The 12,465-nt window shown below is 42.8% G+C and carries 11 protein-coding genes; 9 read left to right on the forward strand and 2 right to left on the reverse strand.

What is annotated here, in order from left to right; genetic code table 11:
• Positions 1 to 184 precede the first annotated feature (184 nt).
• From ACKVDP_RS09070 to ACKVDP_RS09105, 8 genes are all read left to right on the forward strand, one after another.
• Entirely contained in the window at positions 185 to 1,321 is a 1,137-nt protein-coding gene (locus ACKVDP_RS09070; RefSeq protein WP_409228507.1) for a glycerate kinase, read from the forward strand.
• Positions 1,314 to 2,225 carry a TIGR01212 family radical SAM protein gene (locus ACKVDP_RS09075; RefSeq protein WP_409228508.1) on the forward strand — a complete coding sequence of 304 codons (912 nt, stop codon included), beginning with the start codon at positions 1,314 to 1,316 and terminating at the stop codon, positions 2,223 to 2,225. Before ACKVDP_RS09070 ends, ACKVDP_RS09075 begins: the two co-directional genes overlap by 8 nt.
• A 94-nt stretch (positions 2,226 to 2,319) precedes the next feature.
• Entirely contained in the window at positions 2,320 to 3,288 is a 969-nt protein-coding gene (locus ACKVDP_RS09080) for a hypothetical protein (RefSeq protein ID WP_409228509.1), read from the forward strand.
• Between the two features lie 93 nt (positions 3,289 to 3,381).
• A complete protein-coding gene (locus ACKVDP_RS09085; RefSeq protein ID WP_409228510.1) occupies positions 3,382 to 4,611 on the forward strand; it encodes a DUF438 domain-containing protein in 1,230 nt (409 codons plus the stop codon).
• A 37-nt stretch (positions 4,612 to 4,648) separates the two neighbouring features.
• Positions 4,649 to 5,224 (forward strand): DJ-1 family glyoxalase III, encoded by a 576-nt coding sequence (locus ACKVDP_RS09090; protein ID WP_409228511.1) that lies wholly within the window; start codon positions 4,649 to 4,651, stop codon positions 5,222 to 5,224.
• A gap of 143 nt (positions 5,225 to 5,367) precedes the next feature.
• The gene (locus ACKVDP_RS09095; protein ID WP_409228512.1) at positions 5,368 to 6,312 is read left to right on the forward strand and encodes an LCP family protein; all 945 of its coding nucleotides are present in this window, start codon (positions 5,368 to 5,370) and stop codon (positions 6,310 to 6,312) included.
• A gap of 36 nt (positions 6,313 to 6,348) precedes the next feature.
• The gene (gene fni / locus ACKVDP_RS09100) at positions 6,349 to 7,359 is read left to right on the forward strand and encodes a type 2 isopentenyl-diphosphate Delta-isomerase (protein ID WP_409228513.1); all 1,011 of its coding nucleotides are present in this window, start codon (positions 6,349 to 6,351) and stop codon (positions 7,357 to 7,359) included.
• A gap of 54 nt (positions 7,360 to 7,413) precedes the next feature.
• A complete protein-coding gene (locus ACKVDP_RS09105) occupies positions 7,414 to 8,391 on the forward strand; it encodes a biotin--[acetyl-CoA-carboxylase] ligase (RefSeq protein WP_409228514.1) in 978 nt (325 codons plus the stop codon).
• A 26-nt stretch (positions 8,392 to 8,417) separates the two neighbouring features.
• Here the strand turns inward: ACKVDP_RS09105 and ACKVDP_RS09110 are convergent, their stop codons facing one another.
• Positions 8,418 to 8,951: a biotin transporter BioY gene (locus ACKVDP_RS09110; RefSeq protein WP_409228515.1), complete on the reverse strand. Its 534-nt coding sequence runs from the start codon at positions 8,949 to 8,951 to the stop codon at positions 8,418 to 8,420.
• A 179-nt stretch (positions 8,952 to 9,130) separates the two neighbouring features.
• On the opposite strand from ACKVDP_RS09110, the gene ACKVDP_RS09115 reads away from it, so the two are divergent.
• Entirely contained in the window at positions 9,131 to 11,671 is a 2,541-nt protein-coding gene (locus tag ACKVDP_RS09115) for a hypothetical protein (RefSeq protein WP_409228516.1), read from the forward strand.
• 30 nt (positions 11,672 to 11,701) lie between these two features.
• Here the strand turns inward: ACKVDP_RS09115 and ACKVDP_RS09120 are convergent, their stop codons facing one another.
• The gene (locus ACKVDP_RS09120; RefSeq protein WP_409228517.1) at positions 11,702 to 12,376 is read right to left on the reverse strand and encodes a hydrolase; all 675 of its coding nucleotides are present in this window, start codon (positions 12,374 to 12,376) and stop codon (positions 11,702 to 11,704) included.
• Between the last annotated feature and the right edge of the window lie 89 nt (positions 12,377 to 12,465).

Below are 12,465 nucleotides of genomic sequence, written 5' to 3' on the forward strand. Positions count from 1 at the left end.
ACACACCGAATTTTAGAAAAAGCTAAAGTTTATTGGTGTGATTTTTTATTTCTATATGATTTTCTGACAGCATGGTCATTGTAGTTGATTATGGTGTAAGATTTCATTTTACGGGTATTTAAGTTTTATTAGGAGTTAAGGATAAAAACTATATAAATACTTAATATGGAAAGCAGGGAGAAATATGAAGATTGTTATTGCACACTGTGGCCTTGGAGAGGCTCTGACTCCAGAGGATACTGTTAAACACATTGAAAATGGAATAAGGGAATCAATTCCTTTAGCTAAGACAAGCGGTTATCCATTGCTTAGGGGGGATAGTCCCCTTGCGCAGGTGTCAGCTTTTGGTGGGGAAATAGTTACAGCAGAAACTACGGACCCCCTTTACAGAAAAATTACTGCAAGATACGGCATTATGGGAGGAGATCAGGTTGTAATAGATCTTAAGGAGGCATCAGGCCTTGAAAGACTTCAAGAGGATGAGCTAAATCCATTACTTACAACTACCTATGGCACTGGACTTTTAATAAAGAATGCATTGGACAGAGGCTTGAGGGATTTCTACATCTTCACCCACGGCTCAGCTACAAATGATGGTGGAGTGGGGCTTCTTTCTGCACTTGGATACAGGTTTCTCAATAGGGAAGGTGAGTCAATAACCCTTAATGGCAGCGGACTTTATGCAATCAGGGAGATAGACGAAACAAATATTGATGAGAGATTAAAGGAATCAAGATTTACCCTTGTAACTGACTATACCGACCTTTATTCTGGTGTAAGAGGTATAGCCTACGGGTATGGTCCCCTTAAGGGAGCTAGTCCCTTGATGATCCAATCACTTGACAGGGGACTTAGAAACTATGCCATGGAGGTTGAAAAGGCCACGGGAGTGGATGTTGAGAAAATAAAGGGAACCGGAGCGGGTGGTGGAACCGGAGCTGGAGTGGTTGCATTTCTAAAGGCGGAAATAGTCTCCTTTATTGAGTCCTTTGTAAGGATGACAGGAGTGAATGATGAGATTAGGGATGCGGACCTTGTAATAGTTGGCTCAAAGGAAGTGAGAAACCCCAGAAGGATGCACAGGGGCATGATGGCAACAGTCGAAATGGCACAGAAGAACCACATTCCTGTAATCGGTGTATTCGGCAGCCTGTCTAGAGGATACGAGGACCTGTATTCAAAGGGGTTCAGGGGGATATATGCCCTGTACAATCATCCCTATGGAGAGGGAGCTGCTTGGGATAAGCCAGAGAAAGTAACCCAGAAGATGGTATCGGCCTTGGCCCACCTTTTTGTGGGAGATGACGAAAATAATGAATGAAGGGAAAAGATACAACAATCTTAGCGGCTATTTGAGAGAGACCTTCGGGGGAAAGGTTGCAAAGCTCTCCATCGACGGAGGCTTCACCTGCCCGAACAGGGACGGTCATAAGGGTGACCGGGGTTGCATTTTCTGTGGGGAGATGGGGGCTGGAGAATTCGCCTCAAGGCTTGGCCCGGTCCAGGATCAGGTAGATGAACAGATCAGGCTACTTGGTAACAAATGGAAGACTGATAAATACATAGCATATTTTCAGTCATTTACAAACACCTACGCTCCTGTTGAAAGACTTAAGGAGGTCTTTGAACCAGTGCTTGGCCATCCTAAAATAGTTGGGATAGCAATTGCAACAAGACCGGACTGCCTGCCGGAGGAGGTGCTTGATTACCTGTCCCAACTGAACGAGAGGACCTTTGTATGGATTGAGCTTGGACTTCAGACCATTCATGAAGAGACTGCAAAGCTTATAAGGCGAGGTTATCCCTTGGAAACCTATGAAAAAGCGGTTGAACAATTGAAAGAGAGGGGAATTAGAACGGTGACCCATCTGATAGTGGGACTTCCCCATGAATCCAGAGAGATGATCCTGGAATCTGCAAGATATGTTGGAGAGACAGATACCTGGGGGATAAAACTCCACTCCCTGTACATACAAAGGGATACAGATTTGTACACAATGTTTTTGGAAAGACCCTTTCCTTTGATGACTCTGAAGGAGTATGTGGAAACAATATCCGAAATAATATCAATTCTCCCCAAGGAAATGGTTGTACACAGAATTACAGGGGATGGTGACAAGTCCCTTCTACATGAACCAAAATGGAGCAGGGACAAGCTTAAGGTCATAGCATCAATTGATAAGAGACTCAAGGAAATGAATATATTACAGGGCTGTGCACTGTAATTGTAATTGAATTGTAAAGACTTCCCATATGGGAGGTCTCTTTTATTGGGTATATATGATTTAGGGAAATGTTTAATGAAAGTGAGGTGCAGACATGACAAATAGAAAATGGATGTTGATTCTTGTTTCTCTTGCAATGGTTTTGGCTCTGGCAGCTTGCGGAAACAATGAAGAGGAAGTACAGGAGCCTGAGGCTGAACCTCCAGTTCAAGAGGAGCCGGTCCAGGAAGCTGAGGAAGACGAAAAGGAAATGATAATGGAGGAATTCAGGATAATCGTTGAGGACGAGAGAGCATCAGCAGCTATCATCAAGGAATTCATGGCTGAAAACCTGCCGGTTCTTGGAGAATTGGAAGGAAACTATATGCTGGATAATTTAGAGAATGCCCTAAAGAGAGAGATTAGAGACATAAACAGGGACTTGATGGAGCTTGACCAGGAGGGTCAGCTTAGTGAACTGATGGGAAACAGTGTCCAGTTTGATCCTGATATGATTGCTCAAATTGGAAATGAAGAACTTAAGGCAGTGGTACAGAATGCATACGACAACCACTACAAGCTCATAACCAGGGAAGGTCAGGTAGAGGCTGTAATAGACTATTCAAGCCTTAAGGAGTATCAAGCGAAGGTAACCGATGAGTGGAAGGAATACATCGACATCATGGCCATGGAATCTGACCAGGAACCATTCAGTGACGGAGCATTGACAATAACCTTTGATGAACTGGCAGAAAGGATTCTAAGGATAGAAAACTACCTGAACAGGTATGTATCTGGTCCTAGACAGGAAGAGCTACTCGACCTGTATGAAAACAGGCTAACTGCCTACTACAAGGGACTTCCAAATACTCCCATTGCAGCATATGATAGTGGAGAGATATTGGATAATGTATACAAGTCCTACGAAAATACAGCAGCAAATGACGGATATGTAACATCAAGCATGATTGGTGAATACAGGATAGCAATAAGGGATAACAATATGATAGTGGATGATGGAATACTGGCTCTTGCTGATCAGTATATAGAAGAGTCCGTAAGAGTATTGAGAGAATTCAAGTAAGTGGAGTTCACAAGGGGCCGAAAGGCCCTTTTGTTGTGTGATTAACAATATTTAGGGGTATATATATTAAAGTTTACGATAAGGAGTGATACAATGAGCGAGTTGATTGACAATAGAAGCAAAAAACCATACGACAAGGAAAAGCTTGAAAAGCTCAAGGAGGTAATCAAGGAGCTGCACGAGGGGAAAACAGTACAGGAGGTCAAGGCGAAGTTTGCAGATGTTCTAGAAGGCACATCGCCCTTGGACATATCCAGGATGGAGGTTGAGCTGGTAAAGGACGGATTGCCCATAGAGGAAATCCAGAATCTATGTGATGTCCATGCGGAGGTCTTCAAGGGCTCCATAGAGGAGATACATCATCCTGATGAGGTTCCCGGACACCCGGTCTATACCCTCCGTCAGGAGAACATGGCATTGACAAACATAATGGAAGAGGTTATACCTGAGGATCTTGAGAGGTTCATGGAGGATGATTCCGACGATAACAGGTTTAAGCTTGTTGAAGATATAAATCTTCTCTGGGACATAGACAAGCATTACAGCAGGAAGGAAAACCTTATATTTCCATATCTTGAAAAGGCTGGAATAACTGCTCCTCCACAGGTGATGTGGGGAGTGGACGATGAAATCAGGGAAAAGATAAAGGCGGCAAAGAAAGAGCTTATTGACTACTCTGGTGACAAGGAGCTTGTAAAGGAGAAGATACTTGCAGCAACAGAACAGGCTGTGGACATGATCTTCAAGGAAGAGAGCATCCTGTTTCCAATGACCCTGGATACCCTTACAGAGGACGAGTGGATCAAGGTTTACGAAGGCTCCGAGGAAATAGGATATGCTGTCATACCACCTCAAAAGGAATGGGAGCTTAAAAGGGTAAATGTGGTAAAGAAGGAAGAGGACAAGGGAATCACTGAAAGTGGGTTTGTAAAGTTTGAGACGGGAATACTGTCTTCTAAAGAGCTTGAGCTTATGCTAAACAACATCCCAGGAGACTTCACCTTTGTTGACAAGGACAATATTGTGAAATACTTTTCTCAGGGTAAGGAGAGAATTTTTGCCAGAACAAAGGCTATAATCGGAAGAACAGTTGAGAATTGCCATCCTCCAAAGAGTGCACACATAGTGGAAGACCTGGTAAACGACTTCAAGAGTGGAAGGAAGGACTCAGAGAGCTTCTGGATTCAAATGGGTGATAAGTTTGTCCTTATACAGTATTTTGCAGTAAGGGATGAAAACGGAGAGTTTATGGGAACTCTTGAGCATACAATGGACATAGCACCCCTAAGGGCGCTTGAAGGAGAAAAGAGGCTGATGTCTTAGGACAATAACACTAAATTCTGCAGTGGAGGTGATCAAGGTGAATAAGGTTTTAGTAATGCTGGCCAATGGTTTTGAAGAGGTTGAAGCTCTGACTGTTGTGGATTATCTAAGGAGAACCGGAATTGAGGTTAAAATGGTCTCCACGGAGAAGGATTTGGAGGTTGAGGGAGCTCATGGAATAAAGGTGATTGGTGATGTTATGATAGACAACATCAAGGACCCTTTGAATTATAGAGGAATCTTCATACCAGGAGGACTTCCAGGAGCAACAAATTTAAGGGATGATTCAAGAGTTACCGACCTGGTAAGGACCCTTGCAGATGGAGGTAAAATGATTGCCTCAATATGTGCCGGACCAATTGTGCTGTCGGATGCAGGTGTAATAGATGGGAAAAAGGTTACCAGCTATCCAGGATATGCAAGAGAACTGGTTGGAGCCTTATATAAGGAGGACCTGGTAGTAAGAGATGGAAACATACTAACCTCAAGGGGACCAGCCACCGCAGTTTACCTTGCAATGGAGATTATTAGATATCTGCAGGGCGAGGAAAAATTGAGGGAACTCAGAAAAGCCATCCTGCTGGATTTGGTCAATGAAAAGAAAAAGGGCTGATGCCCTTTTCTTTTTGGAAGTAACAATACCGGTGAAAATGTGATTTGTATCCAAATTGTAATACAACTGGCTGGATAAATAATTGTAAATACACCTTAATTATAGTATTATATAATGTAGCATAAAAACAAATGAGGTGTATTATGAAAAAACAGTTTATAGCGGTGTTTATTGCCTCTTTCATCCTTTTTGGCGTTTTTTATGGTATCTTGGCAAATACAATATTCAAAAATGATACTGTAGTTGCCACAGATCCAGATCCATTGGAAACGGAAAATGGAACAGAGGACCCCGTTGAAGAAGAGAAAAATGATATATTATTCCTGCTTATGGGTGTAGATGCACAGGATGTTACACAGTCAAAGGGAACCAGAACTGATACATTGATGTTGACAAGTGTAGACTTGGATACTGGAAAAATCAGCATTCTATCAATACCCAGGGACACAAGAACAACCGTACAGGGTAGACAGGACAAGGTAAATGCAGCACATGCATATGGTGGAGCAGAATACACAGTAGAGGTAGTGGAAAATCTGCTCAACATTGACCTGGAATATTATGTTAAGGTGGACTATCAGATAGTTCAGGATGTTGTAAATGCTATTGGCGGAGTGACCGTTGAGGTTCCATTCAACATGAGATACAGCGACCCCACTGCAAAGCCTCCTTTGAACATCAACATAGACAAGGGAGTACAGACGCTTGATGGCAAGAATGCCCATGACTTTCTAAGATTCAGACATAACAACGCCATGACTGTGGGGTATCCCGATGGAGACGTTGGAAGGACCAAAACTCAGCAGTACTTCATGAAGGAGCTTGTAAAGCAGACCATAAAGCCTAGGAATCTTTTGAAGCTTCCAAAGTTGATCGAGACATACTTTGACAATGTTGAAACCAATATACCAATTGGTGTAATGCTTAAGGGAGCTCTAGCTGCAAACAAGATAGATGTGGAAGCCATGGAAACGGAAACACTGCCGGGAGAGGGAAGCTATATAGGTGGTATCAGCTACTATATCAGCGATGGAGCTCAAGCAGAGGAAGTTGTCAGAAACATGTTCGGAAATTACTTAGTGGATTGATTTTTTGCCACAAGAATAATTAAAAGAGGTGTAATTATGCGAAGGGTAAGAAAGAAAGAACATATTGAAAACTATCTGAAGACTTCCTACAGGGGAGATACATTGCTGGGGGATGTTTTTATAGCCCACAATGCATTACCGGAATTAAACTTTGATGAGATTGACACCAGTACTGAGTTTCTTGGTAAGAAAATAAACAATCCAATAATGATAAATGCAATGACCGGCGGCTCTGACTTTTCCCAGGAAATAAACAAGGACCTGGCAACACTTGCTAAGGAGCTTGGAATTCCAATGGCTGTAGGTTCCGAGACCATAGCTCTTGAGGACGATGATAGTGTGGAGTCCTTCAAGGTGGTCAGGGAGATTGTTGGCCCTGAAGGAATAGTAATTGCCAATTTAAGTGGTATTGCTTCAGTTGATGAAGCAAAAAGGGCAATTGAAATTGTTCAAGGTGATGCCATTCAGCTTCATCTTAATCTTGCCCAGGAGCTTGTTATGGAAGAGGGAGACAGGGATTTCAGAGGTGTTCTGAAAAACATAGAAGAAATAGCGAAAAATGTTGACAAGCCCTTGATAGTCAAGGAGGTCGGTTTTGGGATCTCCTACGTTGTTGGTAAAAGACTCTACGATGCAGGAGTGAGATATATTGATATATCTGGCTATGGCGGCACCAATTTTATTGAGATAGAGAATCTGAGAAGCCACGAGGTTGATTTTTCGGAGCTGTATTCATGGGGAATACCCACGGCAGCATCCCTTGTACAGTGTAGACATCTGCCTGATGATGCAAGACTTATAGCTTCTGGGGGAATCAGAAACTCCATTGATATTGTAAAATCCTTAGTTCTTGGTGCAGACATAGCTGCCGTAAGTGGGGAGCTACTTGCATATCTGGTGCATGGAGGCTATGCAAATGCAAAGGATTATCTTGAAAGCAACCTATACAAGCTTAAGGTACTGATGATGCTGCTTGGAAAGGGGAACATCCAGGAGCTTAAGAAAACAGAGTATAAACTTACAGGAAAACTGAAAGAGATTATCTAGATTGAGGAGGGTTCCAGTGAGAACCCTTTTTTCGTACATAAAGGAGGGGTGCAAATGAAGCATAAGATTTTGGACAGACTACATGAAGTGGATGGGTTTTTATCTGGAGAAAAGCTTTCTGAGGAGTTTGGCCTAAGCAGGACAGCTATATGGAAGCATGTAAAGGCTTTGAAAGCTGATGGCTACCAGATTGAGTCGGTTACCAGAAAGGGATACAGGCTTGTGGCATCCCCGGATATTGTAAATTACGATGAGATTAAGGAGATCCTGCACACAAAAATAGTTGGGAGTAGGGTGATATATTTCAATTCCCTGGAATCCACAAACAAGACTGCTAAAGAGATTGCGGCTGTAAACAACGAAGGTACAGTTGTTGTTGCAGAGCAGCAGACAAAGGGAAGGGGACGTCTTGGACGGGAGTGGATATCGCCAAATAGGAAGGGCCTTTATTTTTCAGTTATTCTAAAACCCGATACTGATCCCACAAAGGTAGCCAAACTGACACTACTGGGAGCGGCAGCTGTAAACAGAGGACTTCTTGACATGGGGATCCAGTCCCAGATAAAATGGCCCAATGACATTGTGATTAAAGGGAAGAAGGTAGCTGGGATACTGACAGAGATGAACTGTGAGTTGGGCACCATCAATCATATAATCATCGGAATCGGAATAAATGTAAATCAATCTAATGAAGAGATTCCCTATGAATTGAGGGACAGCGCCACATCTCTTTTAATTGAAAGTAATAGGGCAATCAATAGGAAGGATCTGTTTGCAGCTGTCCTAAATAGATTGGATGAGTTTTACCTGGATTTTATTGATGGAGAAGATATGGATAGGGTTCTTGAAATTTGTCGGGAGGAATCTGCAGTAATTGGCAAGGATGTTATTGTAATTCAAGGAAGTAACTCAAGAAAAGGTCACGTTGTGGGTATCAACAACGATGGTGAGCTTCAGGTAAGGTTTAGCACAGGTCTAGAGACGGTCTACTCAGGAGAGGTTTCCATCAGAAAAGAAGATGAGTATATTTAGCATGCTGGAGCTCCAGCATGCTTTTTTTACAGAATTTTTCGGAGTCTGTTACCAAGATAAGTAGCTACTGTTAGCTTCAGCAGGTCTCCAGGAAGGAAAAGAAGGAGTCCCATATTAAGAATGGCCGTAAAGGAGAAACCCCCGTCCATTACGTGGTTAAGGATAAAAGCCATATATGGGATTCCAATTATGTACATGGAGACGGTGGCAGCTGCTCCTGCAAAAAAAATACCCATGGGTGTGGGATGCTTTCTCGAAAGAACTGAAGCAATTAAGCTTGCAGCAACGAATCCCACGAGAAATCCAAAGCTTGGTTTTAGTACTGACTGTATCCCTCCAGTAAATCCAGAAAAAATCGGGACTCCTGCCATACCAATTCCAATGTAGACAATTTGTGAAAGAGCTGCAGAGCGAGGCTTCAGTAAAAAGCCCGCCAGCAGGACGAAGAGGGTTTGCAGTGTTATGGGAACAGGTCCCAAGGGAATGGAAATGAATGCACCAATTGCAGTAAGTGCTGAAAATAGAGATATTAGTGTTATTTCCCGTGTTGTAATTTTCATGTGGCCTCCTATTGTCAACCTAAATTTAATAATATAAGTTTACAATTAAATCTTAAAAAAAGCAAGAATAATTTTGAATGATCTATTGATCGATAAAATCAACCTAATGTGTGGTCTTTAAGTGGATAAAGTGGTAGAATTAAAATAATAAAATCCTATGTCCAAAAGGGGGCTTTCCAATGAAGAGAAAAGTGGCTTTGATGCTTGCAATTATGATGTTTTTTAATGTGATGATTTTTACATCCTGTGGTAAGGAAGTGACAAGTAACCCCAAAGGATCTTCTGATACTGAATCAGCCATAGGGGTTGATCTTTATGGATACCCAAAGGAGAGCCTTGTGGATTATCTTGCTGCAAGTCCTTTTTATACCCCAGACCATCTGGAGGGAATATTTAATGAAAGTGAGTACCTTAAGCACAGGCAGACCCTTATAGGCAACATTATGTCGCTTTCAGAGGTGATGGTCTTAAACCTTGAGTATTTTCTGGGATTGTCCGATGAAATTCAGTGGGAGGTTCTCCAGGATTACAGGGAGCTTAGCAGCCTGGACCCCGAAATTGAAATGGTCTATGAGATGGTTAGGGACAGATACACCGGTCAGATGATTCAAACAGCCGGATTATTGGCTCACATAAAAGCCATTGAGGAAGCAAATAGCCAGGATCCCTTTCTGAAGGCCTGGCAGGACTATGACCTGGCAATGAAAAGACTGGAGTTGACAGCCCTTACCTTTGAGAGGATCATGGAAATTACAGAAGACCATCAGCTGCTCAGGGACCATGTAATTGAGGATCTGGGCATGGTGGACAACGAGTACATATTTATGGAAATGGATAATATTGTAGCTCAGTTTTCCAGGGATGACCTTTATGTGGAGCGTCAATACCTGAACATTGCCGAGTTGATTAAAAGTCTTGACCACCTTGGAAGGGCGGATGCTTTTGCAACCATTTGGGCAGTTGAGGACAGTATTTCATCAGTTGAAAGTGACATGGACAAAATCGATGAAGTTGAGAGAAATGGAATTTTAAATGAAACAGAAATCCAGCTTTTGGAATCATCGCTGAAACTACAGAAGGAAATGTTTCTTGGACATAGAAAAGCCATTTTGGAATCAAATGGCCTTGGGAAGGAGCTGTCCTATGATTGGGAGTCAGAAGAGCCTACACTGGAGGCCTTGAAGGTCTTTCTGGCTCAGCTGCAGCAATACCTTGAGACCCCTGTATACGCACAGGGAGAGGATAATCTCCAAACGGCAGTGGAGATTATTCAGGAACCTAAAAGGGGAGCAGAGGAAAACCGTGAGGTTTCAAAGGGATTTTTCGCATCCATGAAGGAAAAGCTGTCAAGTGCCAGGAAGTCCACTGCAAGCTTTGTGGGAAAATACCTTGAAAAGGCCTCCACTGTTACCTATAAGGCATCAATTACAGTTGTGGGAAGCTATTACGGCATAAGCAAGGAAGACATCGAGGATGAGAAAAGAGATGCGGAGGAACTGGAGAAGCAGAGGTTACTTGATGGAAGTGCAGGGAGTCAGGTTATTCGGGATGGAATAGCATGGCTGGAGGATAAGGAGCAATGGATTGGAGAAATTGCCAAGGACGCCTTGGGAGAGGATTCAAGAACAGCCAGGCTTATAGGCTACGGTTCAAAGTTTGCGATCCAGAAATACACAAGTGCCAGCAAAAGCATGATGGTGCTAATTGATTCAAATGCTACAGATGAGGAAATAGCCTCTGCATTCTCAGATGTTGTTGTTACGTCACTGGGTGAGCTGAAGGTGCTTGAGAATACAATCGGCAGACTGGACAAGGACAAGTTTGAGAAAATACTTGGAATATATGATGATGCAATGGATGTATTCAACATATCAAAGGATCTTATTGAGGATGAAGACAATCGGTACAAGGATCAGATCATAAGCAGGTTGGAGGAGAAAAATGATCAAATGGAAAGAGTGGAATTAACTGAGAAGGCTGTTGAGAGTCTAGACCAGATTGAACAGGCATCAAGGGAGAAGACAGCGGAGCAGCTGGAATTTCTCTATGGTGAAGCTGGCAGCCCAGCACTTGGAGGATACAAGACCCCTGCATTTGACTCATCTGTTTTGCTGATAGCCAAGGATATCGTGGAAGCAGGTTTGATAATGGACATGGACTTTTCAGGATTGGGGCTTGAGGACAATACCAATCCTGAGGTGGATCTTGGAATGGAAGACAAGTCAAATTCTGAGAAAGAGCCTGGATTGGAAGAGGACCGGTATGACGGTGCAGTTGTAGCTGTTGAGAACAACTCCAAGGCTGAGGATGCCCAGAATCACATAGAGGAAAAACCGATTAAAGACAATACCGAAGGAAAGCTGACAGGCACCTACACCGGGGTCATTTATGCCATAGACACAATATGGGGAAGTGCAGATCTAAATGATCCAGTACAGCTTGTAATAACAGATAATCAGATGGTGTTGTCAAATACAGGACCTTCAGAACTTTTTGAAACATCCTTTAGCTTTAGCCATACAATTGTTCAGACAGATATTAATTATGTCGCAGGTGTGGGAAAAATTCCTGACAGCTATTTTGAGTTGTTGGATGGTGGACAAATGTATGATTCCCAAATCGGCTGCAGAGTTACAGGCTACACAAAGGGCAAGGGAAAGTTGGAGATAAGCTACAAGAGCGAGTTTGCAGGAACAATTTATTTTGAGGTTGAGAAATAGGTCAAATACCAAAGACCCTATAGAGGGTCTTTAATATAGGTTTCTATATGTCTTCATAACATCTGTGAAGATATCACTCGAGGATGGGGGAGTGTAGGTAATGGCATTTGCACCTGCATCAATTGTACTTAATATGCTGGCATCCGTCGGTCCGCCAGTTGCTATGATAGGGACCTCCTTTCCAACCCTTGAACGTATTTCCATGACCATCTCAGATGTATTGTGTCCTCCAGAAACATTCAGTATACTTACTCCAGCATCCAGTTTGCCCAGGTAATCATCCTCCAGGGAGGCGACCGTAGCAACTATGGGAATGTCTATTACAGATTTCATCTCCCTTATGACTTCATTCTTCGTTGGGGCGTTCACAACCACTCCATATGCACCTAAAAGCTCCGCTTGAAGGGCAATTTGAATTGACCTGGGCCCAGATGTGAGTCCTCCTCCAACGCCGACGAAGACAGGAACGCTGGCAACTTCAAGAATTGCATGGGTGATTGATAGCTGTGGTGTAAATGGATATACAGCGATTATTGAGTTGGCGTTGTTGTTCTTTATGATTGCAACATCCGTTGAGAAAAGAAGGGACTTGATCCTGGTTCCCAGGATTTTGATTCCGCTGGCTCTGTAGATGACCTCTGGTACCACTACGGATCTGCTTCTGAGCGCTGACTTTATTTCCGGGACATATTTTTCTTTTTCCATGGGACACCTCCGTATAAAATGGGTAATCAAATACTGATTGACTATATATTATAGCACACAGATGATCGGGATGTAACAATCTAGAAAGG

The organism is Gudongella ferriphila (assembly GCF_046224405.1).
Classification (GTDB): Bacteria; Bacillota; Clostridia; order Tissierellales; family Tissierellaceae; genus Gudongella.